The organism is Streptomyces sp. NPDC020801, assembly GCF_044334385.1.
Taxonomy (GTDB): domain Bacteria; phylum Actinomycetota; class Actinomycetes; order Streptomycetales; family Streptomycetaceae; genus Streptomyces.
This window is the reverse complement of sequence record NZ_JBIRST010000010.1, coordinates 137,402-163,760: the sequence shown is the minus strand read 5'-3', so window position 1 is coordinate 163,760 and position 26,359 is coordinate 137,402. Positions and strand designations below refer to the sequence as shown.

At 73.6% G+C, this 26,359-nt stretch carries 28 protein-coding genes and 3 pseudogenes; 21 read left to right on the top strand and 10 right to left on the bottom strand.

Annotated elements, in window-relative coordinates:
* A pseudogene (locus ACH4UM_RS22075) lies at nt 1-201 on the bottom strand (hypothetical protein); the annotation flags it as partial.
* Nucleotides 202-258: 57 nt separating this feature from the next.
* Between ACH4UM_RS22075 and ACH4UM_RS22070 the strand changes: the two are divergent.
* The 12 genes from ACH4UM_RS22070 to ACH4UM_RS22015 all read left to right on the top strand — a co-directional run bounded on the left by ACH4UM_RS22070 (nt 259) and on the right by ACH4UM_RS22015 (nt 8,181).
* Entirely contained in the window at nt 259-2,106 is a 1,848-nt protein-coding gene (locus ACH4UM_RS22070) for a transketolase (protein WP_398181804.1), read from the top strand.
* On the top strand, nt 2,103-2,726 hold the full coding sequence (locus ACH4UM_RS22065; RefSeq protein WP_398181801.1) for a hypothetical protein: 624 nt from the start codon (nt 2,103-2,105) through the stop codon (nt 2,724-2,726). The genes ACH4UM_RS22070 and ACH4UM_RS22065 overlap by 4 nt, the downstream gene beginning before the upstream one ends.
* A 105-nt stretch (nt 2,727-2,831) precedes the next feature.
* The gene (locus ACH4UM_RS22060; RefSeq protein ID WP_398181798.1) at nt 2,832-3,203 is read left to right on the top strand and encodes a gas vesicle protein; all 372 of its coding nucleotides are present in this window, start codon (nt 2,832-2,834) and stop codon (nt 3,201-3,203) included.
* Nucleotides 3,204-3,261: 58 nt separating this feature from the next.
* Nucleotides 3,262-3,693 carry a gas vesicle structural protein GvpA gene (locus ACH4UM_RS22055; RefSeq protein WP_398181795.1) on the top strand — a complete coding sequence of 144 codons (432 nt, stop codon included), beginning with the start codon at nt 3,262-3,264 and terminating at the stop codon, nt 3,691-3,693.
* The gene (locus tag ACH4UM_RS22050; protein ID WP_398181792.1) at nt 3,690-4,460 is read left to right on the top strand and encodes a GvpL/GvpF family gas vesicle protein; all 771 of its coding nucleotides are present in this window, start codon (nt 3,690-3,692) and stop codon (nt 4,458-4,460) included. Before ACH4UM_RS22055 ends, ACH4UM_RS22050 begins: the two co-directional genes overlap by 4 nt.
* 4 nt (nt 4,461-4,464) lie before the next feature.
* Nucleotides 4,465-4,728 carry a gas vesicle protein GvpG gene (locus ACH4UM_RS22045; protein WP_398181789.1) on the top strand — a complete coding sequence of 88 codons (264 nt, stop codon included), beginning with the start codon at nt 4,465-4,467 and terminating at the stop codon, nt 4,726-4,728.
* The gene (locus ACH4UM_RS22040; RefSeq protein ID WP_398181787.1) at nt 4,725-5,399 is read left to right on the top strand and encodes a DNA primase; all 675 of its coding nucleotides are present in this window, start codon (nt 4,725-4,727) and stop codon (nt 5,397-5,399) included. The genes ACH4UM_RS22045 and ACH4UM_RS22040 overlap by 4 nt, the downstream gene beginning before the upstream one ends.
* Nucleotides 5,396-6,592 carry an SRPBCC family protein gene (locus ACH4UM_RS22035; RefSeq protein WP_398181784.1) on the top strand — a complete coding sequence of 399 codons (1,197 nt, stop codon included), beginning with the start codon at nt 5,396-5,398 and terminating at the stop codon, nt 6,590-6,592. Before ACH4UM_RS22040 ends, ACH4UM_RS22035 begins: the two co-directional genes overlap by 4 nt.
* Entirely contained in the window at nt 6,589-6,942 is a 354-nt protein-coding gene (locus ACH4UM_RS22030; RefSeq protein WP_398181781.1) for a gas vesicle protein, read from the top strand. The genes ACH4UM_RS22035 and ACH4UM_RS22030 overlap by 4 nt, the downstream gene beginning before the upstream one ends.
* Nucleotides 6,939-7,709, top strand: coding sequence for a GvpL/GvpF family gas vesicle protein (locus ACH4UM_RS22025; RefSeq protein ID WP_398181778.1), 771 nt, complete (start codon nt 6,939-6,941; stop codon nt 7,707-7,709). Before ACH4UM_RS22030 ends, ACH4UM_RS22025 begins: the two co-directional genes overlap by 4 nt.
* Nucleotides 7,706-7,903, top strand: coding sequence for a gas vesicle protein (locus ACH4UM_RS22020; RefSeq protein ID WP_398181776.1), 198 nt, complete (start codon nt 7,706-7,708; stop codon nt 7,901-7,903). Before ACH4UM_RS22025 ends, ACH4UM_RS22020 begins: the two co-directional genes overlap by 4 nt.
* Complete coding sequence (locus ACH4UM_RS22015; protein ID WP_398181773.1) at nt 7,900-8,181, top strand: gas vesicle protein K; 282 nt, start codon at nt 7,900-7,902, stop codon at nt 8,179-8,181. Before ACH4UM_RS22020 ends, ACH4UM_RS22015 begins: the two co-directional genes overlap by 4 nt.
* Here ACH4UM_RS22015 and ACH4UM_RS22010 read toward each other — a convergent pair whose 3' ends face one another.
* The 3 genes from ACH4UM_RS22010 to ACH4UM_RS22000 form a co-directional block, all read right to left on the bottom strand.
* Nucleotides 8,182-8,352 carry a hydrophobic protein gene (locus ACH4UM_RS22010; RefSeq protein WP_398181770.1) on the bottom strand — a complete coding sequence of 57 codons (171 nt, stop codon included), beginning with the start codon at nt 8,350-8,352 and terminating at the stop codon, nt 8,182-8,184.
* Between the two features lie 46 nt (nt 8,353-8,398).
* Nucleotides 8,399-9,220: a class I SAM-dependent methyltransferase gene (locus ACH4UM_RS22005; RefSeq protein WP_398181767.1), complete on the bottom strand. Its 822-nt coding sequence runs from the start codon at nt 9,218-9,220 to the stop codon at nt 8,399-8,401.
* Between the two features lie 177 nt (nt 9,221-9,397).
* Entirely contained in the window at nt 9,398-10,891 is a 1,494-nt protein-coding gene (locus tag ACH4UM_RS22000) for a bifunctional phosphatase PAP2/diacylglycerol kinase family protein (RefSeq protein WP_398181764.1), read from the bottom strand.
* Nucleotides 10,892-10,980: 89 nt separating this feature from the next.
* On the opposite strand from ACH4UM_RS22000, the pseudogene ACH4UM_RS21995 reads away from it, so the two are divergent.
* Nucleotides 10,981-11,637, top strand: a pseudogene (locus tag ACH4UM_RS21995) (histidine phosphatase family protein); the annotation flags it as partial.
* A gap of 162 nt (nt 11,638-11,799) precedes the next feature.
* Nucleotides 11,800-13,419, top strand: coding sequence for an ABC-F family ATP-binding cassette domain-containing protein (locus ACH4UM_RS21990; RefSeq protein WP_398181761.1), 1,620 nt, complete (start codon nt 11,800-11,802; stop codon nt 13,417-13,419).
* A 271-nt stretch (nt 13,420-13,690) separates the two neighbouring features.
* Here ACH4UM_RS21990 and ACH4UM_RS21985 read toward each other — a convergent pair whose 3' ends face one another.
* A complete protein-coding gene (locus ACH4UM_RS21985) occupies nt 13,691-14,809 on the bottom strand; it encodes a Vms1/Ankzf1 family peptidyl-tRNA hydrolase (protein WP_398181758.1) in 1,119 nt (372 codons plus the stop codon).
* A gap of 57 nt (nt 14,810-14,866) precedes the next feature.
* On the opposite strand from ACH4UM_RS21985, the gene ACH4UM_RS21980 reads away from it, so the two are divergent.
* Nucleotides 14,867-15,145: a DUF6158 family protein gene (locus tag ACH4UM_RS21980; RefSeq protein ID WP_398181755.1), complete on the top strand. Its 279-nt coding sequence runs from the start codon at nt 14,867-14,869 to the stop codon at nt 15,143-15,145.
* 160 nt (nt 15,146-15,305) lie between these two features.
* Here ACH4UM_RS21980 and ACH4UM_RS21975 read toward each other — a convergent pair whose 3' ends face one another.
* Both ACH4UM_RS21975 and ACH4UM_RS21970 read right to left on the bottom strand, forming a co-directional pair.
* Entirely contained in the window at nt 15,306-15,848 is a 543-nt protein-coding gene (locus ACH4UM_RS21975; RefSeq protein WP_398181753.1) for a type 1 glutamine amidotransferase domain-containing protein, read from the bottom strand.
* 598 nt (nt 15,849-16,446) lie between these two features.
* Entirely contained in the window at nt 16,447-16,848 is a 402-nt protein-coding gene (locus ACH4UM_RS21970; RefSeq protein ID WP_398181750.1) for a DUF2795 domain-containing protein, read from the bottom strand.
* Nucleotides 16,849-17,142: 294 nt separating this feature from the next.
* On the opposite strand from ACH4UM_RS21970, the gene ACH4UM_RS21965 reads away from it, so the two are divergent.
* The 4 genes from ACH4UM_RS21965 to ACH4UM_RS21950 all read left to right on the top strand — a co-directional run bounded on the left by ACH4UM_RS21965 (nt 17,143) and on the right by ACH4UM_RS21950 (nt 21,755).
* Entirely contained in the window at nt 17,143-17,937 is a 795-nt protein-coding gene (locus ACH4UM_RS21965) for an RNA polymerase sigma factor SigF (RefSeq protein WP_398181747.1), read from the top strand.
* 262 nt (nt 17,938-18,199) lie between these two features.
* Nucleotides 18,200-19,171 carry a hypothetical protein gene (locus tag ACH4UM_RS21960; RefSeq protein ID WP_398181744.1) on the top strand — a complete coding sequence of 324 codons (972 nt, stop codon included), beginning with the start codon at nt 18,200-18,202 and terminating at the stop codon, nt 19,169-19,171.
* 242 nt (nt 19,172-19,413) lie between these two features.
* Nucleotides 19,414-20,664, top strand: coding sequence for an aminotransferase class I/II-fold pyridoxal phosphate-dependent enzyme (locus tag ACH4UM_RS21955; protein ID WP_398181741.1), 1,251 nt, complete (start codon nt 19,414-19,416; stop codon nt 20,662-20,664).
* Nucleotides 20,661-21,755, top strand: a complete 1,095-nt coding sequence (locus ACH4UM_RS21950) for an MBL fold metallo-hydrolase (RefSeq protein ID WP_398181738.1) — start codon at nt 20,661-20,663, stop codon at nt 21,753-21,755. The genes ACH4UM_RS21955 and ACH4UM_RS21950 overlap by 4 nt, the downstream gene beginning before the upstream one ends.
* 151 nt (nt 21,756-21,906) lie before the next feature.
* Here the strand turns inward: ACH4UM_RS21950 and ACH4UM_RS21945 are convergent, their stop codons facing one another.
* Both ACH4UM_RS21945 and ACH4UM_RS21940 read right to left on the bottom strand, forming a co-directional pair.
* Nucleotides 21,907-22,548 (bottom strand): DedA family protein, encoded by a 642-nt coding sequence (locus ACH4UM_RS21945; protein WP_398182098.1) that lies wholly within the window; start codon nt 22,546-22,548, stop codon nt 21,907-21,909.
* Nucleotides 22,549-22,565: 17 nt separating this feature from the next.
* A complete protein-coding gene (locus ACH4UM_RS21940) occupies nt 22,566-23,339 on the bottom strand; it encodes an MBL fold metallo-hydrolase (RefSeq protein WP_398181736.1) in 774 nt (257 codons plus the stop codon).
* A gap of 86 nt (nt 23,340-23,425) precedes the next feature.
* Here ACH4UM_RS21940 and ACH4UM_RS21935 point away from each other — a divergent pair, with 86 nt between their 5' ends.
* Complete coding sequence (locus ACH4UM_RS21935; protein ID WP_398181733.1) at nt 23,426-23,863, top strand: hypothetical protein; 438 nt, start codon at nt 23,426-23,428, stop codon at nt 23,861-23,863.
* A 163-nt stretch (nt 23,864-24,026) separates the two neighbouring features.
* On the opposite strand, the pseudogene ACH4UM_RS21930 reads toward ACH4UM_RS21935, so the two are convergent.
* Nucleotides 24,027-24,140: pseudogene (locus ACH4UM_RS21930) on the bottom strand (IS481 family transposase); the annotation flags it as partial.
* Nucleotides 24,141-24,232: 92 nt separating this feature from the next.
* On the opposite strand from ACH4UM_RS21930, the gene ACH4UM_RS21925 reads away from it, so the two are divergent.
* The gene (locus tag ACH4UM_RS21925) at nt 24,233-26,332 is read left to right on the top strand and encodes a phage holin family protein (RefSeq protein WP_398181730.1); all 2,100 of its coding nucleotides are present in this window, start codon (nt 24,233-24,235) and stop codon (nt 26,330-26,332) included.
* The last annotated feature ends 27 nt before the right edge of the window (nt 26,333-26,359 follow it).

Sequence of the window (26,359 nt, the reverse complement as noted above, 5' to 3'; positions counted from 1 at the left end):
GAAGAACCAGCCGGGCGGCGAGCCCGCGAAGAACCAGCCGGGTGGCGAGCCCGCGAAGAACCAGCCGGGTGGCGAGCCCGCGAAGAACCAGCCGGGTGGCGAGCCCGCGAAGAACCAGCCGGGCGGCGAACCGGCGAAGAACCAGCCCGGCGGTGAGCCCGCGAAGAACCAGCCCGGTCCCCGGCCTTCCGCACCGGCCACACCCCACCGTGCCCCCGGTCCGGTCAGGCAAGACGACATCCCCGCAGAAGGAGACTCATGAACACCGCTGAACTCGTCGACCTCGGGCAGCAGTTGCGCGTCGACAGCGTGCGGGCCGCCGCCGCGGCGGGCTCCGGGCACCCCACGTCCTCCATGTCCGCCGCCGACCTGGTGGCCGTCCTGCTGGCCAACCACCTCCGCTACGACTTCGGCCGGCCCGAGCACCCCGGCAACGACCGCCTGGTGCTGTCCAAGGGACACGCCTCCCCGCTGCTGTACTCCGCGTTCAAGGCGGCCGGCGCGATCGACGACGAGGAACTGCTCACCTTCCGCAAGCTGGGCAGCCGCCTGGAGGGGCACCCCACGCCGCAGCGGCTGCCCTGGGTGGAGACTGCCACCGGCTCCCTCGGACAGGGACTGCCCATCGGCGTCGGCATCGCGCTGGCCGGCAAGCGGCTCGACCACGCCGACTACCGGGTGTGGGTGCTGTGCGGCGACAGCGAGATGGCCGAGGGCTCGATCTGGGAGGCCGCCGAGAGCGCCGGGTACGAGCACCTCGACAACCTGACCGTGATCGTCGACGTCAACCGCCTCGGCCAGCGCGGCCCCACCCGGCACGGCCACGACCTGGACGCCTACGCCCGCCGCTTCCGCGCCTTCGACTGGCACACGGTCGAGATCGACGGCCACGACGTGGACGCCGTCGACCGCGCCTACGGCGAGGCGATCTCCACCAAGGGGCAGCCCACCGCGATCATCGCCCGCACCCTCAAGGGCAAGGGCGCCAAGGAGACGGAGGACCGCGAGGGAATGCACGGCAAGCCGCTGAAGGACGCCGGGGAGGCGATCGAGGAACTCGGCGGTGTCCGCGACATCCGCGTGCACGTCCACGAGCCGCCCACCGTCCGGTCGCTGCACGCCGTCGGTGACGGCAGCCTCGAACTGCCCCGCTGGGACAAGGGCGAGGAGGTGGCCACCCGCGACGCCTACGGCCAGGCGCTCGCCGCGCTCGGCACCGCACGCGGCGACGTCGTGGCCCTCGACGGCGAGGTCGGCGACTCCACCCGCTCGGAGTTCTTCGCCAAGGAGCACCCCGACCGCTATTTCGAGTGCTACATCGCCGAGCAGCAGATGGTCGCCGCGGCGGTCGGGATGGCCCGGCGCGGCTGGGTGCCGTTCGCCTCCACCTTCGCCGCCTTCCTGACCCGTGCCCACGACTTCGTGCGGATGGCCTCCGTCAGCGGCTCCGGCATCAACCTCAACGGCTCCCACGCGGGCGTCGCCATCGGACAGGACGGACCCAGCCAGATGGGTCTGGAGGACCTGGCGATGATGCGGGCGCTCCACGGCTCGACGGTGCTGTACCCGAGCGACGCCAATCAGACCGCGAAGCTCGTGGCGCAGATGGCCGGCCTGGACGGCATCCGCTATCTGCGCACCTCGCGCGGCGAGAGCCGGGTGCTCTACGGGCCGCAGGAGGACTTCCCGGTCGGCGGCAGCAAGGTGCTGCGCTCCTCCGTCCGGGACCGGCTGACGATCGTCGCCGCGGGCGTGACCCTGCACGAGGCGCTCACCGCCGCCGACGCCCTCGGCCAGGAGGGCATCGCGGTCCGCGTGATCGACCTGTACTCGGTCAAGCCCGTCGACCGGGAAACGCTCCGGCGGGCCGCCGAGGACACCGGCTGTCTGCTCACCGTCGAGGACCACCGCGAGGAGGGCGGCCTCGGAGACGCCGTCCTCGACGCCTTCCTGGACGGGCGCCCGGTGCCGCGCCTGGTGCGGCTGGCCGTCCGTACGATGCCCGGCTCGGCCTCGCCCGCCGAGCAGCTGCACGCGGCGGGGATCGACGCGGAGTCGATCGCGGCCTCCGCGCGGCTGCTGGTGGAGGAGGCGGTGGTGCGGTGAGCGATGCGCCCCGCACGGTGCGGGCCGGCCGGCGCACGGTGGAGGTGCACCGGCCGGAAAAGGTGCTCTCCCTGGCGGCGGCGCCCGGGGCGGCGGCGCCCGGGGCGGCAGCGGTGACCGGGGCGACGGCGGTGACCGGGGCGACGGCGGTGACCGGGGCGACGGCGGTGACCGGGGCGACGGCGGTGACCGGGGCGACGGCGGTGACCGGGGCGATGGCGGTGACCGGGGACGGCGCCGCCGAGGAGTACACGAAAGGTGACACGGTCACGCACACGGTGTGCGACAACCCCGCCACGCTCGTCCGTCCGGCGGACCAGGCGTGCCTCACCCTGCACCGCTGGCTCTCCCGGTCCGACCGCCGCCGCCTCCACCTCGACGTGCAGCGCAACGGCTGTGCCCAGACCGCGGAGGCCCTCTTCACCGTCCGCGCCCGGCCCGGCGCGCCGGTCGCCGTCCCGGTCTCCCGGGACCAGCTCGACGACCCCGGCCTCGGCCCCCGGCGCCGGACCATCTCCGACGCCGTGGACCAGGCCCGCGCCCATCCCCGGGCCGGCGCGCTCGGCCGCGGCGGCGCCCCGGAACCGGCGCGCCGCCGTCTCACCGCATTACGTGGCTGATGCACATACCGCCCGTGCGCAGGTGGAACGCCCTGCGCCGGGGATGGCTGCGCCCTCGAAGGTTTGGCCAAGGAACCTGCGGCCACACGGAGAGGAGAGGTGGCCATGGCGAATACAAAAAACACATCAGAGTCGCAGGACTCACGCGAGCCACAGAAATCACAGGAGTCACATACCGAAGACGACAACCGTGCGACGGCGCGCCGGCCGCGGCCGATGGAGGTGCTGCGCGAGGCGCGCGCCCAGTTCGCCGAGCTGACCAACCTGACCGCCGAGTCCGTCACGTCCTTCGAGCAGACGGAGGACGGCTGGTCCCTGGAGGTCGAGGTCCTCGAACTCGCCCGGGTCCCCGACACCATGAGCCTGATGGCGAGCTACCTGGTCGAACTCGACGACGAGGGCCAGCTCACCGGCTACCGGCGCCTGCGCCGCTACGAACGCGGACGAGCCGACGCACACCGGTCCGGCGGCCGCTAGGCCGCCCGCCCGCAACCAGATTCGCAATCCCGCACACAGACTTGGAGGTACGGTCGGCATGACCGTTGTCCCGGCACAGACATCCGGCGGCGGAGGCGGCAGCAGTGGCCTCTACGACGTATTGGAACTCGTCCTCGACAGGGGGCTCGTGATCGATGCGTTCGTGAGGGTCTCCCTCGTCGGCATCGAGATCCTGAAGATCGACGTACGGGTGGTCGTCGCCAGCGTGGACACGTATCTGCGGTTCGCCGAGGCGTGCAACCGGCTCGACCTGGAGTCGGGCCCGCACAAGACCCCCGGTCTGCCCGACATCGTCGGCGAGGTCACCGAGTCCGGCGCGCGCGGCAAGTCCAAGGGGGCGCTGTCCGGCGCCGCCGAGACCATATCCGACGCGTTCAAGCAGGCCCGTGACGAGAGCTCGGGCGAGACCCAGTCCCGGCCGCGGGCGCGCAGGACCACGTCGGCACGCAGGAAGGAGGAGCAGGAGTGAGCACGTACGTCTACGGGATCACGGCCGCCTCGCATCCCGCGCTGCCGGAGGGCATGGGCGGTGTCGGCGACCCGCCGCGCCTGGTCCGCGTTCTGAAGGCGGGCGAGCTGGCCGCGGTCGTCAGCGAGGCGCCCGAGGGACTGCGCCCCAAACGCAAGGACCTGCTCGCCCATCAGAGCGTGCTCAGCGAGGCCGGTGCGGCCGGCTGTGTGCTGCCCATGCGGTTCGGCAGTGTCGCCCCGGACGACGACTCCGTCACCGGCGTGCTCACCGAGCGCGCCGAGCACTACAAGGAGCGCCTGCAGGCGCTGGACGGCAAGGTCGAGTACAACGTCAAGGGCAGCCATGTCGAGGAGGCCGTGCTGCACCGCGTGATGGCCGAGAACCCCGGCATCCGGGCGCAGGCCGAGGCCAACCGGCAGGCGGGCGGCGGAAGTTACGACGACAAGATCCGGCTGGGCGAGATGGTCGCCGCCGCGGTGCAGGCCCGGGAGGCCGGTGACGCCGCCGAGGTGGTGCGCGCGCTGCAGCCCGCCGCGGCCGCCCTCAGCGAGGGTCCGCAGTCCACGGGCTGGCTGGTCAACGCGTCCTTCCTGGTCGACCGGAACTCGGCGGAGGACTTCCTGGCCGCCGTCGAACAGGCCCGCAAGGACCTGCCCCATCTCGAACTACGCGTCAACGGCCCGCTGCCGCCCTACAGCTTCGTAGAGCCCGGCCCGGCCGAGCCGGCGGGCACCACGGCGGGAGCCGACGCGGGAGCGGAGTAAAGCCATGGGACTGATCTCGGAGGTGCTGCTGCTGCCGTTCGCACCGGCGCGCGGCAGCGCCTGGGCGATCAGACAGGTGCTGCGCGAAGCGGAGCGCATCTACTACGACCCGGCCACGGTACGGGCCGAACTCGCCCAGCTGGAAGCACGGTTGGAGGCGGGAGAGATCACCGAGGAGGAGTTCGGCCAACAGGAGGACGAGCTCCTGGACCGGCTGGAGATCGGCCTGCGCGGGGGCGCGGGGACAGGCGAGGGGACGGCACGATGAATCGAGTGGGACTCGGCCTCGCGATAGGGGCCGGATACCTCCTGGGACGTACGAAGAAGGCGAAACTCGCCCTCGCCGTCGGCAGTCTGGTGGCGGGCAAGAAGATGAACCTCGGCCCGCGCGGGATCGCGGACCTGGTCAACAAGCAGCTCAAGGACAACCCGCAGTTCAAGGAGATCGGGGACCAGCTGCGCCAGGACCTGCGGGGCGTGGGCAAGGCCGCCTCCGGCGCGATGGTCGAGCGGCAGATGACGGCGCTCGCCGACCGGCTGCACGGCCGGACCACACAGGTCCGTGACGAGCTCGCGGGCGTCGTCCCGGACACCGGCGGCGACGAGGAGGACACCGGGGACGGCGGCCGGGACGAGTACGAGGACCGGGAGGGCCGCGAGGCCGACGAGCGGGAGCCGAAGGCCGCGGACGACTCCGGACAGGAGCAGGAGCCCGAGGGCGAGTCCGGACGGGCCCGTAAGGAGACCGCGCGGAGGGCGCCGGCGAAGAAGACCGGCGAGACCGCCAGGAAGGCGCCGGCCAAGAAGCCGGCGAAGAAGGCCCCTGCCAGGAAGGCGGCGGCGAAGAAGACCGCGGCCGGGCGGTCGGCCGCGAAGAGGACGGCCTCGGCCGGCAGCGCGACCCGCTCCCGGCCGGCGAAGGGTGGCGGTGAACGATGACCGAGGCCCTCGGATCCGCGACCTCCGCCGCAGGCAAGGCGGCGGGCGGCGCGGCGAAGGACAGTCCCCTCTCCGATCTGGCGCACAGTGAGGCCGCCGACCGGCTCAAGGCAGAGGTGCAGGAGTACCTCGGCGCCCAGGCCCAGCGGCTGCTCGTCGGCTTCGGCCACAAGCTCGGCCAGACCACCGGCAAGCTGAACGACATCGCCGAGGGCAACAGCCCCGGCTTCGCCAAGCTCGCCCTCGACACCGGCCGCAAGATCGCGGAGGGCAAGGGCCCGCTGCGCACCGCGCTGGAGGTGGGCGGCTCGCGAGCCAAGGACAAGGTCATGGGCGCACTGAAGAACCTCGGGGGCGGCAAGGGCAAGCGCAAGGGCGGCGGGGGCAACAAGCCCACCGTCATCATCGAGTACATCGATGTCGGAGTGCCGCTGCGCACGGCCTACGACCAGTGGACCCAGTACCAGGACTTCAGCACCTTCGCCAAGGGCGTCAAGAGCGCGAACCGCGCCGACGACACCACCTCCGACTGGCAGTTGAAGGTGTTCTGGTCCAACCGCAGCTGGAAGGCCACGACGACCGAGCAGATACCGGACTACCGCATCCAGTGGACGTCGGAGGGCGCCAAGGGCACCACCAAGGGTGTCGTCTCCTTCCACCGGCTGGAGGACAACCTCACCCGCGTCCTGCTGGTCATGGAGTACTACCCGAGCGGCCTGTTCGAGAAGACCGGCAACATCTGGCGCGCCCAGGGCCGCCGAGCCCGGCTCGACCTGAAGAACTTCGCCCGTTTCATCACCTTCAAGGCAGAGGCGGAGGACGGCTGGCGCGGTGAGATCCGCGACGGCGAGGTCGTCCGCAGCCACGAGGACGCGCTCGAGGAGGAGCGTGCCGAGGAGGAGGGCGCCGAGGAAGAAGGCGCCGAGGAAGAAGGCGCAGAGGAAGAAGGCGCAGAGGGCGAGGAGGAGCCGGAGGAGGAGGAAGAGCCCGGCTACGAGGACGAGGAAGAGGAGGAGCCGTACGAGGACGAGGAGGAGGGCCCGTACGCCGAGGACGAGAGCGCCGAGGACGGGAGCGCCGAGGACGAGAACGGCGAGTACGAGGAGGAGGGCGCCGAGGAGGAGCCGGAAGGGGAGTTCGAGGAAGAGGAGCAGGACGAGTACGAGTACGCCAAGGGTGGTAGCCGCCGATGACGACGCCGAGCAGGCTGCCCGACCCCTACGGCCCGAGCAGCGGCGCCAACCTCGCCGACATCCTTGAGCGCGTACTCGACAAGGGCGTCGTCATCGCGGGCGACATCCGCATCAACCTGCTCGACATCGAACTGCTCACCATCAAACTCCGGCTCGTCGTGGCCTCGGTCGACAAGGCCAAGGAGATGGGCATCGACTGGTGGGAGAGCGACCCGGCGCTCTCCTCCCGGGCCCGGCGCGACGAACTCGCCCGGGAGAACGCCGAGTTGCGCGAGCGGCTGGCGCGCCTCGAGGAACTGGAGCTGGGCACCGGCCGTTCCGGCCGTAGGCTCCCGAAGGAGGCACCATGACCGGACTGCGGTACGTCTACGCCGTCTGCCGTCCCCTCGGGGCGCCCCTCCAGGCCGAGTTGACCGGGGTCGGGGGCGCCCCGGCCAAGCTGCTGACCCACCACGGCCTGGTGGCCGTCCTCAGCGAGGTGCCGGAACAGGACTTCGCCGAGGAGCCGCTGCGCGCCCATCTGGAGGACCTGGACTGGCTCGCCGCCACCGCCCGCGCCCACCAGGGCGTGATCGACGCGCTCACCGTCGTCACCACGCCGCTGCCCCTGCGCCTGGCCACGGTCTTCCGGGACGACAGCGCGGTGCGCACCATGATCGAGGCCCGTGAGGAGCACATCCGCGACACCCTGGAGCGCCTGGAGGGGCGCGTGGAGTGGGGCGTCAAGGTCTACGTCGAGACCGAACAGCCCCAGGAGAGCGCGGTGCCCGCGCCCAAGCCCACGTCGGGCCGGGACTATCTGCGCCGGCGGCGGCAGCAGACCAGGACCCACGAGGACCTGTGGCAGAAGGCCGAGGGCTTCGCGACGGCTCTGCACGGGAAACTCTCGGCGTTCGCCGAGGACTCCCGGCTGCACGCCCCGCAGAACGCCGCGCTCTCCGGCGCGGCCGGACGCAACGTGCTCAACGCCGCCTATCTCGTGCCGCGCGGCCATTCCGAGGAGTTCGTGGAACTCGTGGACCGCACGAAGGACGACGTGCCGGGGCTGCGCGTGGAGCTCACCGGCCCCTGGGCGGCGTACTCCTTCGCCGGGGAATCGCCGGGGGAGGAGACATGACGGTCGTCGAACGCCGTGAGATCGCCCTGGTCGACCTGCTCGACCGGCTGCTGGCCGGCGGGGTCGTCATCACCGGGGACATCACCCTGCGCATCGCGGACGTCGATCTCGTCCGTATCGATCTGAACGCGCTGATCAGCTCGGTGAACGCAAACGTGCCGTCCCCCTTCGAGGCCGTCGAGGAGTCGCCGTGAGCCCGCGCAAGCGCCTGGAACTGGAGCCCGACACCGTGGAACGGGACCTGGTGAAGCTCGTTCTCACCGTAGTCGAGCTGCTGCGCCAGCTGATGGAGGGGCAGGCCCTGCGCCGCTTCGACGTGGGTGACCTGACCGAGGATCAGGAGGAGCGGATCGGCCTCACGCTGATGCTCCTGGAGGACCGCATGGCCGAACTTCGTGACCGCTACGGGCTGCGGCCCGAGGACCTCAATCTGGACCTCGGGCCGCTGGGACCGCTGCTTCCCCGGGAGTGACTACCACCTGTACCAGCGGCCCCTGCCTCCGGCCGTGGTCGTACCACGGACCAGGAAACCCAGCAGCCAGACGACGAGTACCACCAGTGCGATCCACCAGAGCACCTTCAGCGCGAACCCGGCCCCGAAGAGAATCAGCGCCAGAAGCAGTACCAGCAGGATGGGAACCATGATGAACCTCCTGCTGTCCGGGTTTCCCGTAATCCGGCGATCAGGCTCACCTGCGGCACAGAATCTCTCCGTGCAGGACGGCGAACCAGCCGTCCTCGCGCCGTCCCCATTCCCGCCAGGCCTCCGACACGGCCCGCAGTTGCTCCGCGGTGGCGTGACCGCCCGCGGTGGCGCGCTCGGCGTACGCCGACGCCAGCGTCCGGTCGGCCCACAGCCCGCTCCACCACTCGCGCTCGGCTGCGGTGGCGTAGGTCCAGGTACTTGAGGTGGCCGTGACGCCGGCGTCCGTGAAGCCCGCCGCCAGCGCCCAGGACCTCAGCCGGCGTCCGGCGTCCGGCTCGCCGCCGTTCGCGCGGGCCACCCGCTCGTACAGCTCCAGCCAGCCGTCCAGTCCGGGCACCTCGGGGTACCAGGTCATCGCCGCGTAGTCCGCGTCCCGGACGGCGACGAGGCCGCCCGGTTTGGTCACCCGCCGCATCTCGCGCAGCGCCTGCACGGGATCGCCCACGTGCTGGAGCACCTGGTGGGCGTGGACGACGCAGAAGGTGTCGTCCGGGAAGTCCAGGGCGTGCACGTCCGCGACCGCGAAGTCGGTGTTGGCCGCCCCGCGCTCCGCGGCGGTGGCCCGGGCCTGCTCCAGAATCCCCGGGGCCCGGTCGACGCCCGTGACATGCCCTTCGGGGACCAGTGCGGCCAGGTCGGCGGTGATGGTGCCCGGGCCGCAGCCGATGTCGAGGATCTTCATGTGGGGCTTCAGCGAGCCGAGGAGGTAGGCCGCGGAGTTGGCAGCGGTGCGCCAGGTGTGGGAACGCAGCACGGACTCGTGGTGCCCGTGCGTGTAGACGGCCGTCTCCCTTGGTTTCGGCATGGCTGTACCCCTTCGGTCGTACCGGGTCCCCGGGGTCACCTCGGCCCCGGGGCGGTACGGATCACGGTACGCGCGCATGCCGAATGATGAGACCCGCGTTTTGACATGTGGACTGACGGACAATCGGCCATGGTCGCCCGGCCTTCGGCTCACCTTCGGCTCCCTTTGGGCTCACGGTCAGCTCTGCGGCAGCGGGCGATACACCGTCAGCGCCTCCGGCAGCTTCTCCAGCCGCAGTTCGTCCTCGACCTCCATGACCTCCCCGTCGTAGGCGAGGAGGGTGCCCGGCGCGACGCCGGTCAGGTGCAGCCTGCCCACCTGGACCGCGGCGTGGGCGGGGGAGCGGGTCAGCGGACCGGCGAAGGCCGCGGACAGCAGCCGCAGGGCCGGCCTGCGGCCCCCGTGCACCACCCGGACGTCGAGCCGGCCGTCCGCGAGATCCAGCCGGCGGCCCGGCGCGAGCCCCATGCGGTGGTATGTGCCGTTACCGGCGAACAGCAGCCACAGCGGACGGCGCCGGCCGTCGAACTCGGCCTCCAGCGGATGGCGGTCCGCGCGCAGCACCTTCAGGGCCGCCAGCACCCCGGCCGGCCACCCCCCGATCCGGTCCGACCAGCGCTCGCGCTCGCGCACCAGCTCCGGGTAGACGCCCAGGCTGAAGGTGTTGAGGAAGATGCCCCGCTTCCTCCCGGCGGTGAAGCGGCCCACGTCCACCCGCACACCCTCGCCCTGCTCCACGGCCCGGCCGAGGTCCCGCGCGTCCTCCACGCCCAGGTCGTAGGCGAAGTGGTTGAGGGTGCCGCCGGGCAGCACCGCGAGCGGCAGGCCGTGGCGCAGCGCGACCTCGGCCGCCGCGTTCACGGTGCCGTCGCCGCCGCACACCCCGAGCACCCGGGCCCGGCCCGCCGCCTTCTCCAACTCCGCGGGGACGTCTTCCGGTTCGCACTCGACGACCTCCGCCCTGGGCAGCGCGTCCCGCAGCGCGCGGGCCCGGTCCGCGGTGCCGGAGGCGTTGTTGGCCACCAGCACCAGCCCCTCGCCCTCGGGCAGCGGCGGCACATCGGCGCGGGGCCGGGCGGGCACGGTGATCTGGGCGCGCGTGGGCACCATGCCCCGCACCGCGAACGCGGCGCCCGCGCCCAGGGCGGCACCCGCCAGCACATCGCTCGGGAAGTGCACGCCGGTGTAGACGCGGGAGAGCGCGACGGCGGCCGCGACCGGGGCCACCGCCGCGCCCCAGGCCGGCGACTCCAGGGCCATGCCCGTCGCGAACGCGGCCGCGGACGCCGCGTGACCGGACGGGAAGGATGTGGTGATCGGCTGCTGCTTGAGCCGGCGCACCATCGGCACCGGGTCGAGGACGGGGCGGGGCCGGCGCACCGAGCGCTTGCCCAGCGTGTTGATGGTCAGGGAGGCCAGGCTCAGGGAGGCCAGACCCCGGGCCGCGGCACGGCGGGCGCGCGGGGTGCGGCTGGCCGCGACGGCGGCCGCCGCCGCGAACCACAGCACCCCGTGGTTGGCGCTCCGGCTCAGCCGCGGCAGCATGGGCTCGGCGCCGGGCCAGTGCCGCTCGGCCGTGAACTCGAACAGGCGGCAGTCCAGGGCGAGCAGGCGCTTGAGTACCGCGTGCGCACCGGTCTTCGGGGTGGTGAGGTCGACGTCTGGGCTCATACAGGGACCGTTACCCTGAAGTGGCCGTTTCTTGTGCGCGGTGTGCGCCGGGCGCTGCCCGCCCGCTCACCTTCGTCCGGAAGCCTCGTATGCGTCTGCTCCTCGTCCGCCACGCCCAGACCCCGTCCAACGTGGACTTCCTGCTGGACACCACGGTCCCGGGCCCCGGCCTTACCGACCTCGGCGAGCGGCAGGCCACCGCGCTGCCACAGGCGCTGGCCGACGAGGACATCGAGGCCCTCTACGCCTCCACCCTCGTGCGCACCCAGCTCACCGCGGCCCCGCTGGCCGCCGCGCGCGGACTCGGGCTGATCGTCCGCGACGGCATCCGCGAGCTGTGCGCCGGCGAGCTGGAGATGGAGCCGGGCGACTCCGAGCGCGGACAGGCGTACATGCGTACGGTGCTGGCCTGGGCCGCCGGGAACACCGGCCTGCGGATGGCGGGGCCGGGCGGGGAGACCGGCGCCGAGGTGCTGGCACGGTACGACGCGGTGGTCGCCGAGGCGGCCGGCAGCGGAGCGAGGACCGTCGCCATGGTCAGCCACGGCGCGGCGATCCGGCTGTGGACCGCGGTGCGCGCGCACAACCTCGACGCGGACTTCGCCGCCGCCCACCGGCTGCGCAACATCGGCGTGGTGATCCTGGACGGCTCGCCTGCCGACGGGTGGAACGCCCTGTCGTGGGCGGGCGCGGTCGTGTCGCCCGCGGGGGAGGGCGGTCCGGCGGGGCGGCCCGTCCGGGCCGACGGCGAGACGCTCGGGCCGGCAGACGAGATCACTCGGGCCGGCAGACGAGATCGCTCGGGGCCGACAGGTGAGATCGCCGGGCGAGGCCGGGCGGCGGGGCGGGACGGTGGGGCCGGATAAGCGTTTGCCGCGCAGTCCGGACCGCCCGCAGAATGCGTGCCCATGGGACATCTGGAAGCCGCGCACCTGGAGTACTGCCTGCCCGACGGGAGGGCACTGCTCGGCGATGTGTCCTTCCGCGTGGGAGAAGGGGCCGTGATGGCCCTCGTCGGCCCGAACGGCGCGGGCAAGACGACACTGCTCCGGCTGATCTCCGGCGAGCTGAAGCCGCACGGGGGCACGGTCACCGTCAGCGGCGGCCTCGGCGTGATGCGGCAGTTCGTGGGATCGGTGCGGGACGAGACGACCGTACGCGACCTGCTGGTGTCCGTCGCCCCGCCGCGGATCCGGCAGGCCGCCCAGGCCGTCGACGCGGCCGAGCACGCCATCATGACCGTCGACGACGAGGCCGCCCAGCTGCGGTACGCGCAGGCGCTCGCCGACTGGGCGGAGGCCCGCGGCTACGAGGCGGAGACCCTGTGGGACATGTGCACCACGGCCGCGCTCGGTGTGCCGTACGAGAAGGCGCAGTGGCGGCAGGTGCGGACCCTGTCGGGCGGCGAGCAGAAACGGCTGGTCCTGGAGGCGCTGCTGCGCGGCACCGACGAGGTGCTGCTGCTCGACGAGCCGGACAACTACCTCGACGTCCCCGGCAAGCGCTGGCTGGAGGAACGCCTCGGGGAAACCCGCAAGACGGTGCTGTTCGTCTCCCACGACCGCGAACTCCTCGCCCGCGCCGCCGAGAAGATCGTCTCGGTCGAACCCGGGCCGGCCGGGGCCGACGCCTGGGTGCACGGCGGCGGCTTCGCCACCTACCACGAGGCCCGGCGCGAGAGGTTCGCCCGCTTCGAGGAGCTGCGCAGGCGCTGGGACGAGAAGCACGCGCAGCTGAAGAAGCTGGTGCTGAGCCTGCGGCAGGCCGCCACCGTCAGCCACGAGCTGGCCTCCCGCTATCAGGCCGCGCAGACCAGGCTGCGCAGGTTCGAGGAGGCCGGGCCGCCGCCGGAGCCTCCCCGCGAGCAGGACATCCGCATGCGCCTGAAGGGCGGCCGCACCGGAGTGCGCGCCGTCACCTGCACGGGCCTGGAACTGACCGGCCTGATGAAACCCTTCGACCTGGAGGTCTTCTACGGTGAACGGGTCGCCGTCCTCGGCTCCAACGGCTCGGGGAAGTCGCACTTCCTGCGGCTGCTGGCCGGCGAGGACGTGGCGCACACCGGGCAGTGGAAGCTCGGCGCCCGCGTGGTCCCCGGGCACTTCGCCCAGACCCACGCGCACCCCGAGCTGCGGGGCCGCACCCTGCTGGACATCCTGTGGAAGGAGCACGCCCAGGACCGCGGCGCCGCCACGTCCCGGCTGCGCCGCTACGAGCTGACCAACCAGGCCGAACAGACCTTCGACCGTCTCTCCGGCGGTCAGCAGGCCCGCTTCCAGATCCTGCTCCTGGAACTGGCCGGTGCCACGGCCCTCCTGCTGGACGAGCCGACCGACAACCTCGACCTCGAATCCGCCGAGGCCCTGCAGGAGGGCCTGGAGGCATTCGAGGGCACGGTCCTGGCCGTCACCCACGACCGCTGGTTCGCCCGCTCCTTCGACCGCTACCTGGTCTTCGGCAGCGACGGCCGCGTCCGCGAGACCGTGGAGCCCGTCTGGGACGAACGCCGGGTCGAGCGGGTCCGGTAGCGGCCGAGCGGGTCCGGTAGCGGTCGAGCGGGACCGGTAGCCGTCGAGCGGGTCCGGCCGATGACCGGGTTCGCCGGCCGCCCGGATGGGCTGTCGGAGATCGGCGTCCACCTGTCTCCGTCCCTCCCGCCTCTCCCGTCGGCCCCTCCCCGGGACCGGGCGGTGGACGGGGCCCCTCCGTGGGACGGGCGGTGGACCGGCTCGGTGGACGGGCGCCGTGGACGGTGGCGACGGCCGGGCGGAGGAGTGGCTCCGCACCCGGCCGGTTCGGTCACTTCCAGCGGAGGAGGGCGCCCAGGCCGCCCGCCGGGGTGTCCTCGCCCGCCGTCGGGGGCAGCGGGGCCAGGGACAGGGCCGTGGCGTCCGTGGTGACCGCGGAGCGGATCAGGACGTCGTCGGCACGAGCCGACCAGGAGTGCTGCTCGCCGAGGATCTTCAGTTCCGTACGGCGCACCGCCAGCTGGTCCGGGTCCTCGCCGATCCACACCTCACGGTGGTTGTCGGCGCCGTCCGGGCGGATCAGCAGCTCCTCCAGGCGGTGCTCACGGGCCGCCTCGACCAGCGCCGGCACACCCTCCACGGCCCCGGCCCGGCCCTCGTCGTCCGGCGTGCGGGCCGCCCGGAAGCGGTCCAGCTCGGCCTCGACGCGACGGCGCACGTGCTCGGCGCGGATCCGCTCCAGGTCCTCGTCCAGCAGCCTGCTGCCGGCACCGTGAGCGGCCTCCTCCACGCGGGCGTGCAGCCGCTTGGGCAGCCGGTCGCGCACCTCGCGCCGCTCACGCTCGTCACCGACCATGATCAGAAGGTCGGCCCCGCTCTCCTCCTGGCAGACGCTGAGCGCGTCGGCGATCTCCGCCGCGTTGTGCTCCCAGGCGTTCTCCACCTTCAGCTGGAAGTGCCGCTCCGACCAGTCGACGCTGCTCGTCCGGTGGATGGGCCACTGCCGGCCCACCACCGCGCCGGCCTTCTGCCGCCCCAGCGCGCTGCGCAGCTCGAAGTCCGCGCCCTTGCGGTCGACGTACGCCACGATCGCGAGCGGGTCCTCGCCGGCCAGATCAAGCAGCGGCGCCACCCGCGGCAGCGGCGCCCACTCCGCCCGGCTGCCGCCCTGCGGCGGACGGGCCAGATGCGGGTCGAGGACGACGGCGCCGCCTCGCGCGAACAGGGCCCGGCCGTGCGGGTCGGGGGAGTGGCGCAGATCCTCGACCGCACCTTCCACGGCCCGGCAGGTGGCCTCGTCCGCGCCCTGCCCCGACAGCTCGCGCACCATCGCCTGGGCCGTCAGATGCAGCTCGTGGGGGGTGTCCTCCGCGTGCCGGGAGGTGTCGACGTACACGGAGGCCCAGGGGCCCGGGTGTTCGTACAGTGGATTCAGGTAGGCGAGATCCATGGCTCCCTCCCGGATGCCGTTCGGTGGTAGTGCACGCCGGGCGGGTACCCGGACGGCATGAACGAACACGACGAGCGGGGCAACACGATGACCGGAGTCGACCCGGGCCGGCTGGACGACCAGCAGCTCATGAAGGAGCTGGAGACCATCCACCGCACGCGCCACGACACGCTGCTGTACGGCTCGAACGACGCGCTGCGGGCCCACAACGAGCGCATGGCCCAGCTCGAGGGCGAGTACCTGCGGCGCAACCCGCGCCGTACGGTCGCCGCGAGCCGCACCCGCGAGGGAGCCCGGGAACGTGGATGCGGGGAGTCGGCGGCTCCCCGCACCTGAGCGGCCGGCATCCGCCTGAGCGGCCGGTACCTCCCTGACCTTCCCGAGCGGCAGCATCTCTCCGGGCGGTACTGCCCGCTCGTGATCCCCCGGTTCGTGTCCGCCGGCGCGCTTCCTGCGGCGCGTCGGCGGGCGCCCGGCATCCCGGAAAGCGGGCTGATCAGCCCGCCTTCCCGGCCAGCACGTCCAGGAAGGCTTCGCAGAACGCCTTCAGATCGTCCGGCTTGCGGCTGGTGACCAGCTTGTTCGGACCGTGGTCGCAGATCTTCACCTGCTCGTCGACCCATGTGCCGCCCGCGTTGCGGATGTCCGTCTGCAGGCTCGGCCACGAGGTCAGCACCCGTCCGCGCACGACGTCGGCCTCGACCAGCGTCCACGGCGCGTGGCAGATCGCGGCCACCGGACGGCCCTGCTCGAAGAAGGCCTTCACGAAGGCGACGGCCTTCGCGTCCATGCGAAGGAAGTCCGGGTTCGCCACGCCGCCCGGCAGGACCAGCCCGTCGAAGGAGTCGGCGGAGGTGTCCCCGACGACCTCGTCGACGGCGAACGTGTCCGCCTTGTCCAGATGGTTGAACGCCTGGATCTCGCCGGGCTTCGTCGACACCAGCACGGGCTCGTGGCCCGCATCCTTGGCCGCCCGCCACGGCTTGGTGAGCTCGACCTGCTCGACGCCCTCGGGCGCGGTCAGAAATGCGATGCGCATGATGGTTCAACGTCCTTTCTGTGCGAGTCTGTGCGAGTCTGTGCGAGCCGGCGGAGTCGTGCGCCCGCGCGCGCCGCTTCTTCGCTTGTTCCCCGTGCCCGCCGTGTTCCGAGTGCCCGTCGTGTCCGGGTCTTCGCTGTGTCTCCCGCGCCCGCCGGGTGCGCTTGGCACATCAGCGACGCCGGCGCCGCGAACGGCAGTGACTCCCGGAAGCTGTGGATGTGCCGCTCGACCGGCTTGCCCCGCGGTCGCTGTCGACGGCCGTCCGCACGTCCCACAGAGCGGTCGCCTCGTGCACCGCAGGAGTCCGTGGGGGAGGTGGCCGGTCGTGACCTCACCGACGTCGACGGTGGCGCCACCGTCGGCGATCTCGGTGGCCGGTCCGCGGCTCATGCGGTCGTCCTGGCGTCCGGCTCGGCCCGGCTGATGTCGGCCGGCGCCGACTGCGCCTCCCGTGCCCCGGCCGGGTCTCCCAGGCTCACCATGGCGACCGGCGGGCCGTCCTCGGCGCGGCTGCCCGTGTGGCTCCCTGTCCCGGCCGGCGGGGGTGCCGCGGTCGTGCGTACGACGACGCCTGCGGCACCCCTTTGGGCGGGGCCTATGCGCGGTCCTCCCGGCCGGGCCGCGCAGTGTGGGTCAGCTCCTTCGCCAGTTCCTGAACGTTGGCGTAGCGCGCCTTGCGCGGCAGCCGTTCCACCGCCTCGACCAGCGCGTCGGGCGCGTTCTTGCGGCGCAGGGCGTGGCCCAGTTCGCCCGGGGTCGCCGGAAAGGCGCTGCGGCCCAGGATCTTGGCCAGCTCCAGGCGGACGGTCTCCAGGGACGCCCGGGACCCGCCCGGGGCCACCGGTCCGCCCCAGACCTCGGGGTCGTCGTCGGCGGTCGGCTCCGGGTCGTGCCACTCCTCGCTCCGCGTGGGATGGCCGGACCTGAGCAGGCCCTGAAGTTCGTGCTTCATCTCGTCGTCACGGTGGACACTCAGCCGGTCACTGCCTCGCTGCATGTCTCCCTCCAGATCGTCGGGGGTGGCCCCCGCGTACCCGTGCAGGGGGAGCCAACACGGCCTTTCCCCGGCGGGATGCGGCGGCCGGCGCGACGGCCGCTCCTCCTCACGTCCCGGTGTTTGCCCCCGGCGGCCGGGGGCAGGCGCAGACTCAGTGCTTCGGACCGGAGGCACGTCCGTGGGAGCGGCGCGGCGCGCCGCCGCCCTGCGTGCGGCCGTCCGGACCCCGGAACCCGGCAGCGCTTCCACGGTGACCGTCCATCCCAGAGCACTCCAAGGGAGTTGCGACGCACCATGCGAATTCAAGCGAGCGCGAGGCAGCACCCCCACGACGACGCCCCCGACACCGCGGAAGCCTTCCAGCGGCTCGCCGCGCTCCCCGCGGGCGAGCGGCGCGACGCCCTGCGCGACCGGATCGTCGAGGCCTGGCTGCCCATGGCCGACCGGCTCGCCGGCCGCTTCCGCAGCCGCGGCGAGAGCTTCGAGGACCTGCGCCAGGTCGCCGCCCTCGGCCTGGTCAAGGCCGTCGACCGCTACGACCCCGAGCGCGGCAACGCCTTCGAGAGCTACGCCGTCCCCACCATCACCGGTGAGATCAAGCGGCACTTCCGCGACCACATGTGGACGCTGCACGTGCCGCGCCGGGTGCAGGACCTGCGCAACCGCGTCCGGTTCGCCTCCCAGGACCTCTCCCAGACCATCTCGGGCCGCCGGCCCACCGTCGCCGAGATCGCCGAGCACACCGGGATGAGCGAGGAGGACGTCCGGGTCGGCCAGGAGGCCCTGGAGAGCTTCGCCGCCCTCTCCCTCGACGCGGAACTGCCCGGCGGCGAGGACGGCTACTCCCTGAGCGACTCCCTCGGCTCGCCCGATCCCGCGCTGGACACCGTGGTGGACCGCGAGGCCGTCAGGCCCCGGCTGGCGGCGCTGCCCGAGCGGGAGCGGGCCATCCTCTACATGCGCTTCTTCGGCGACATGACGCAGAGCCGGATCGCCGAGCAGCTTGGCATCTCGCAGATGCACGTGTCCCGGCTGATCAGCCGGTGCTGCGACCGGCTGCGCGACCAGGTGATGCAGGAGGCGGCATAGGCCGCGCACCGCGCACCCCGTACGGCGCGCCCGGCGCAGGGGCGCGGGCCGCGCGTCCGGCGCACGGACGTGGGCCCCGTGCCCGGCGGCCTCACGTGGGTCCCGTGCCGGTGGCGTGCGGCCCCGGGTGTCACCCGATAGGCCGTTGGTGTACCGCGAATGGGGCTCGGCCGCGCGCGGCCCGGGGCGGGAGCGGCTGTGATGGCTGCGGAGGGCACGGACTCCGTACCCTCAGCCGCTGCCGGTCCGAGGAGCCCCGCCCATGCGCCGAACCACCCCCCGTGTCCTGTCCGCCGCCGTCCTGGCCGGCCTCATAGCGGGCTCCGCCGCCACGACCGCCTCCGCGAACCCGGCCGCGCGGGCCGCTGCGGACACCGCGCGCCCCGGCGGTGGCCTCACCCCCCTCACGTTCACCGCGTGCGAGCCGCCCGGCGCCGTCGTTCCCGGCGGCTCCTGTGCGACGACGTCCTCGGCGGACTCTCGCGGCGAGCGCAGCGTCCCGGTCGCGCCCGGACCGGAGCCCGAGGTGCCCTGGTTCGATGAGACGCTCCAGGACGCCTCCACCGATCCGGTGTTGGAGGACGCGCTGGCCCACGACCCCGCCCGCGACCAGTCCGCCCAGGACCCCACCCAGGACCCCACCCAGGACCCCGCCCAGGACCCGATCCAGGACCCCGCCCAGGACCCCACAGAGGACCTCATCCCGGATCCCGCCCAGGTCCCCACCCAGGGCAACGTTCCGTACGGCCCGGCCGAGGATCCGGTGTACTCCCCGACGTTCACCCCGACGTTCACCCCGACCTACGACGCAGCGCGCGATCTGTCGCGCGAGCCGACGTCCGGCGCCACCCGCACCGCCGCGCCGCGCGATCCCGCCCGCGACCGGGCCTCGCGCACCCCGACCCACGACGCGAGTTCCCGGGCACCCTCGCGCGACCAGGCGTCCCCCGACACCGACCGTCTCCCGGCACCCCACGACCCCACCCACGACCCCACCCGTGACCCCGTGTCGCGTGACCCCGTCTCCCGCGACCCCGGACCGTCCTGTGCCGGCCGCGCCGACCGGGCGTGCGCAGGGGCGGTGGACGGGCACGCCGTACAGGCCGTACAGGCCGGTGCGGGCGGCGCGTTCACCTCGTCACTGCCGGCGCTGATCGGCGGTGGGGCACTGATCGCGGCGGCGTTCGGCGCCGCGGCGCACCGGATGTGGCACCGCGGGAGGGCGTACGGCTGAGCGCGGCCGCCGGCGCCGCGGGACCGCGAAGTCTCGTGTGACCTTCGCGACCCGCCCGGGCGGCCATGAGGCGGCGCCGACAGGGGTACTCGATAGGCCGAGAGCAAGGCCCGCGCCACACGCACGGACCACCGGTCTCCCGGGGACGGATCCGCGGACCCGCGTGGCGGACCCAGGACTCGCACGGCCCGACGGCGGACGACACGGCACGGTACGGCACCAGGGACTGCGCGGAGGTACCCATGCGGCGGACGGACCCCGAAGGTCACGGCCCCGTCCGCTACGGGCCGTCGGCCCTCCCCGACGACGGCCTGCCCGTACTGCCGGAGCTGTCCGCCACGCTCGCCGCAGCGGCCGGCCGGAGACGGGAGAGACCGATCGGCGGCGGCACGGCGCTGCTGGACGCGGCCTGCGGCTACTGGATGCGCCGCGGCCTGACCACTGGCCCCGACCGCGTGGCCGCCGCGCCCGCCGCACCGTCCCTGCTGCTCGCGCTGACCGCCGCGCTGGGCGGCGACGTTCTCGTGCCCCGGCCGTGCGCGGCCTGGTGGGCTCCGTACGCACGCCTGTTGGGCAGGCCCGTCTTTCATGTGGCGACTCCGGCCGAGTGCGGGGGCGTACCCGACCCGTACGCCCTGCTGGAGACCGTCCGCAGGGTCCGCGCCGAGGGCGGTGATCCGCGGCTGCTGGTGCTGTCCGTCGCCGACGACCCCACCGCCACCGTCGCGCCGCCCGAGGTGCTGCACGAGACCGTCGAGGCCGCCGCGGGCGAGGGGCTGCACCTGGTCAGCGACGAGACCTGGCGCGACACCGTGCACGCACCGCACGAGACGGTGCTGCTCAGTCCCGCCGAGATGCTGCCCGAACGGGTCACCGTCGTCACGGACCTCGCCGGCGCCTTCCTGCCCGCCGGCTGGCCCGCCGCGATCGCCCGCTTTCCCGCCGGAGGTACCGGGGACGCGCTCCACGCGCGCGTGCTCGACGTCCTCACCGCGCTGGACGCCCGCATCGCCGAACCGGTCGCCGTCGCCGCCGCCTACGCCCTCGACGAACCCGACCCCGTCACCGCGCGCCTGAGCGCATCCGTCCGCCTGCACGCGCGCGTGGCCCGCGCCGTGCACGCCACCGTGGTCGCCGGAGGCGCCTTTGCCCGGCTGCCGCAGGCCGGCCGCCATCTCTACGCCGACCTGGGTCCCCTGCGCTCGGCGCTGGCCGCCCACGGGGTCGGTGACGCGCAGGAGTTGGAGGACGTCCTGGGTGCCCGCCTCGCCCTGCCCGCGCCGGGCGGCCACCGCTTCGGCGACGACCTCGGTGCACTGCGGGTGCGGCTGTCCACCGCGGAACTGCTAGGCGGCACGGACGAGGAGCGCGCGGAATGCCTCACGTCACCCGCGCCGTTGGAACTGCCGCACGTGCAACGCGCGTTGATCTCTTTGAGGTCGGTCTTCGACGATCTCCGCGACGACGCTCAGCGATGGGAGCCTCCTCGATGACGCAGCAGTCCGAGTCGACCACGTCCATGACCACGACCACGACCATGAGTACCCGGGAGCTCGGCGACCCCGTGGCCCCGGCCGCCCTCGCCTCCCCGCTCTCCCCCTTCCCGCCGCTCGCCGAGCCCCGGCCGCTGGGCGAGCGGCGGGTGTGGCCGCGCACCTTCCACGACCGGCTCACCGCACCGCTGCCCGGCCTCAAGGCCATGGCCCGGTTCGCCCGCGAGGGTGCCGTACGGCCGGGCAGGGAAGGCCTGGCCGACATCCCGCTGCTGCCCTACGAGCCCAGTCCGCTGCCCCGGGTCGACGCCCGCACCGTCGCCGTCACCTGGGTGGGACACGCCAGTTGGGTGGTGCGGATCGGCGGGCTGACCGTGCTGACCGACCCGGTCTGGTCCCGCCGCATCATCGGCACCCCCACCCGCATCACCCCGCCCGGGGTGGCCTGGGACGCCCTGCCGCGTGTCGACGCGGTCGTCATCAGCCACAACCACTACGACCATCTCGACGCGCCCACCCTGCGCCTACTCCCGCGCGACACACCGGTGTTCGTCCCGGCCGGGCTCGGCCGCTGGTTCCAGCGGCGCCGGTTCACCCACGTCACCGAGCTGGACTGGTGGGAGGCGGCCGAACTGTCCGGCGTCCGCTTCGACTTCGTGCCCGCCCACCACTGGTCCAAGCGGACCCTGACCGACACCTGTCACAGTCTGTGGGGCGGCTGGGTGCTCACCGCCCCCGACGGACAGCGCCTCTACTTCGCCGGCGACACCGGATACGGCCACTGGTTCTCCCGCATCGGCCGCCGCTACCCCGGCATCGACCTCGCCCTGCTCCCCATCGGCGCCTACGACCCCCGCTGGTGGCTCAGCGACGTCCACTGCGACCCCGAGGAGGCGGTCCAGGCCACTCAGGACCTCGGTGCCCGCCGTATGGCCCCGATGCACTGGGGCACTTTCGTCCTCTCCGCCGAACCCGTCCTGGAACCCCTCACAAGAGTCCGCACGGCCTGGGAGAAGGCCTCCCTGCCCCGCGAAGACCTGTGGGACCTGCCGGTCGGAGGTGCACGAGTGCTGGACCGGCACGAGCTCTGAACGAGCCGGCACCGGCACCGGCACCGGCCGAGCCGGGGGCCGATGAGGACGGGGCCGCCGGGCCAGGACGGTCCCGGCCGGTGCCGAGCAGGGCGGCCGCAGAGGGCCGAGTCGTCGGCGGGAACTCGCGGCGGGTCCCGCCCCCGGCTGCTCAGTTCGCGCGGTGTGCGGGCGCCGTCCGCCGAAGGCGGCGCCACAGGCTCGGTGCCGTGCCGAGGAGCACCGTCAGGAGGATCGCGGCGAGCACGCCCTCCCAGGGCTCGGGGAAGAGCGAGCCGCCGAGAACGCCGATCAGCTGGTACGTCGCCGCCCAGGCGAGGCAGGCCGGCAGGTTGCCGCGGGAGAAGCGGCGCAGCGGCCACTTGGCCAGCAGGCAGGCCAGCATCACCGGTATGCGTCCGGCCGGCACCAGCCGGGACAGCACCAGCACCGCCACCCCGTGGCCGGCGAGTTTCTCCTGCGCCTGCACCAGCCGGTCCTCCGGCGCGCGCGAGCGGATCGCCTCCAGCCAGCGCGAGCCGTTCTTCGACCCGAGCCCGCGCCGCCCCAGCCAGTACAGCGCTCCGTCCCCGAGGAACGCGGCCAGCGACGCGGTCCCGAACACCAGCGCCGGCGCGAACGGCGCCGTCTGGTGAAAGGCGACCACCGCCGCCGAACTGACCAGCGCACCCGTCGGCACCACCGGGACCAGCGCCCCGATCAGCACCAGCAGGAACAGCGACGGGTACCCCAGCGCCTGCTGGGTGGACTCCGTCGGCACCACCGACGTCACGGCGGCCGCAAGCCCTGTCACCGGGGCGGCAAGCCCTGTCACCGGGCGACCTCCAGGCGCACGCTCTCGCCGTGCGCCAGCCGGTGCACCAGGACCCCCGGCGCGCGCTCGGCGGCGAGGCGCACGAACTCGTCACCCGGCGCATGGAACTCGTGGGGGCGCACCGCGTTCATCCCGATCGGCCAGTACGTGCCGTAGTGCACCGGCACCGCGCTGCTCGGCGCCAGCCGGGCCAGCGCCTGCGCCGCCCGTCCCGCGTCCAGATGCCCCTCGCCGAGGTACGGTCCCCAGCCGCCCACCGGCAGCAGGGCCACGTCGACCGGCCCGACATCCTCGGCCATCGACTCGAACAGGCCGGTGTCCCCGGCGAAGTACGTCCGCGCCTCGCCCTCGACGACGTAGCCGAGCGCGGGGGAGCGGTGCGGCCCGACCGGCAGCCGCCGCCCGTCGTGGCGCGCCGGAACCACCCCTACGACGACCCCGCCGACCTGCACCCGGTCGCCCGGCGTCACCTCCGTGATCCGCAACTGCCCGAGCCGGCGCAGGCCCGGTACCGCCCGGAGTGCGCCCCGGGGCACCACCAGGCGCGTGCCCGGCGCGAGCCGGGCCAGCGAGGGGACGTGCAGATGGTCGGCGTGCAGATGGGAGACCAGCGCCACGTCCGCGTGCCAGGCCGTCGGCGGGGGCAGTCCCCCGCGGCGGCGCCGCAGATGCGCGAGCCGGCGGGCGAACAGAGGGTCGGTGAGCACACGTACGTCCGAATCCTGGACCGTGCAGGTGGCGTGACCCCACCAGGTGATCTCCACCGGCACCTTCTTTGCCTCCCTCGTGCGACTCCCCCCGAGCCTACGGGCAGGAGTAGGGTCGGCCGCGAAAACCCGGAGGTGAGGGGGACGCCATGGGAGAAGTGCGGGATGCCCCCGGCGGGGCCGCCGCGGTGCCGGTCCGGGTCACGGCGATCGCGAGCCTGACCCCCCTGGAGGAGCTGAACGACGACCCCTTCCTGGTGGACTCCCGCAGCCAGCACGCGATGTGCGCCCGCTGGGCGGCGGAGCACGGCTACGTGGTCGCGCGCGAGTTGCTCGTCCGGGGCCTGCGCACCGACCACTGCGCCCTGTGGGACGGGGTGCGGCCCGGCGTCGACCTGTTCGTCGCGCCCAGCCGGCGGGTGCTGGAGAGGGCGCTGTCCTCCGTCGAGGAGTTCACCGCGGAGTGCGCCCGGCGCGGAGTGCGGGTGGAGACCGTGGGCCAGGCGGAGCCGTCCTACGACGCCCAGATGAAGGCACGAGTGCACCGCCGCCTCTCCATGCCGACGGCCGGCTACGACGGCCGCTAGTGCTGCGACCGGAAAGGTTCACCGGCTCGCGACGCCCGGTACGGGACCTCGCCGCGTTGTCGCATCACCCGAGTACGTCCGGTACGCGGGCGATGCTCCGCCTTGCGATGCACCGCACCGGACGCCGCGGGCTTTCCGGCAAACCTTTCCGGCCACAGCAGTAGGTGTACTGACCCGCAGGGTCGTTCACGCGGGTGATGGGCGGCCGGCCGCCGAGTGCGGGGTGGTGGCGGTGTTGGCCGCAGGTGTGGAGGAAGTCTGCGGGGGCCGCGCCGCGCCCCGGCGTCGGCCGGCTGCCGCGCGCCGAGCGTGTGACAAGCTGGAGCCGGGGCGTGCGGGTGGCCGGTTCGGGACGTGAGGTGGGCTGGGGTGGGTGGCGGGTGGTGGCGGCGGGCCGCCAGTCAGGTCGGGCGGAGCGTCGCGGTATGGGCCGTCTCCACCGTCACCATGCTGGTGCTCGCCGGGATCCTGCCGGACTTCCAGCTGCAGTCGCCCGGCGGTGACAGCGCCACCACCGTCGCGGTGACCGCCGCGCTCGGCGCCGGTGCCTTCGGTCTGCTGTCGGCGGTCGCCTGGCCGGTGCTCGTCCGGCTGCTGCTGCTCGTGCCCGCGCTGCTGCTCGGGCTGCTGGTGTTCTTCCTCAACGGCTCGCTGCTCCTGCTCGCCCTGCGCGTCAACCCCTCCGGCCGGCCCGAGGTCACCCCCGAGACCGCGGTCATCGTGGCGGCCGTGATGTCCGCGGTCGCCTCCGCCACCGGCGCCGCACTCGCCGTCCGCGACGACGACGCCTACCGGCGCCGGCTCTACCGGCTGGCCGACCGCCGCCGCAGACGGCTGCCGCCCTGCTCGTCGACGCCCGGCACCGTCGTCGTACAACTCGACGGCGTCGGCCACGACGTGCTGCGGGACGCGGTGGACAAGGGCCTGATGCCGACCGTCGCGCGCTGGCTCGGCGCCGGGGGAGGGCAGGAGCCCACGCACCGGCTCACCGCCTGGCGCACCGACTGGTCCAGCCAGACCGGCGCCAGCCAGCTCGGCATCCTGCACGGCTCCAACCACGACGTCCCGGCCTTCCGCTGGTACGAGAAGGACACCGGCGAGGTGATGGTCTGCAACCGGCCGACCAGCGCCGTCGAACTCCAGCGCCGCGCCGTGTCGTACACGGGCGACGCCGGACTGCTGAGCGCAGACGGCGCCAGCCGCGGCAACCTGTTCAGCGGCGGCGCCGGCGAACTCGCCCTGGTGCTGTCGGTGTCCGCGCGGCGCGGCCCCGGCAACCGCTCCCGCGCCGGCTACTTCGCCTACTTCTCCGACCCCGCCAACGCCGTCCGCACCGCCCTGTCCTTCGTCGCCGAGGCCGCCCGCGAGATCGGCCAGTTCGTCCGCGCCCGTGTCCGCAGGCAGCGTCCGCGTGTCTCGCGCGGTGGCCTCTACCCGCTCGTCCGGGCCTTCGCGACCGTCGTCGAACGGGACGTCGTCGTCGCCGCGGTGATGGGCGACCTGCTCGCCGGGCGCACCGCGATCTACGCCGACCTGGTCGCCTACGACGAGGTGGCCCACCACTCCGGGCCCCGCAGCCGCGACGCGGCCAAGGTGCTGCAGCGCCTGGACCGTTCGCTCGCTCTGATCGAGAACGTAGCCGAGCACGCCCCCCGCCCCTACCGCGTCGTCGTGCTGTCCGACCACGGCCAGAGCCCCGGCGAGACCTTCCGCGCCCGCTACGGTCTCACCCTCGGCGACCTGGTCCGGGCCGGCTGCGGACTGCATGTGCCGCGCCGGGCGGAGAGCACGCACAGCGGCGCCGAGGCGCGGGCCGCCGTGCGCGCCGCGCTGCGCCGCCCGGTCGAGGAGCGCGGCGAGCGGCACCGGCCGGCCCGCCGCTCGGAGCCGGTCGTCCTGGCCTCCGGCAACCTCGGCCTGATCTCGTTCCCGGACGTGCCGCACCGCATGAGCCGGGAGGAGATCGACGCCCGCCATCCCGCGCTGCTGCCCACGCTCGCCAACCACCCCGGCATCGGGTTCCTGCTGGTGCGCAGCGAGGAGCACGGCGGCCTGGTGCTCGGCGCGCGCGGCGCGCAGATACCGCTGGCCGACCTCGACACGACGCCCGGTCCGCTCGCCGCCTTCGGACCCGGCGCCGCCGACGTGGTCCGCCGCACCCACTCCTTCCCGCACGCCGCCGACATCATGGTCAACTCCTTCCACGACCCGGCCGACGGCGAGGTCCTCGCCTTCGAGGAGCAGATCGGATCCCACGGCGGCCTCGGCGGCGCCCAGGGCCGCCCTTTCCTGCTGTCGCCGCTCGTCTGCTCCCCGCCCGGGGCGGAGGGCGGGGAGCTCGCCGGCGCCGAGCAGATCCACCGGCTGCTGCGCCGCTGGCTGCGCGAGGCCGCCGGACCTCAGGTGCCGCTCACGCGGGAGCCGCGGGAGCCACAGGAGCCACAGGAGCCACAGGAGCGGGCGGCCTAGGCCCAGGTGTGCCGTCCGGCGTGGCCG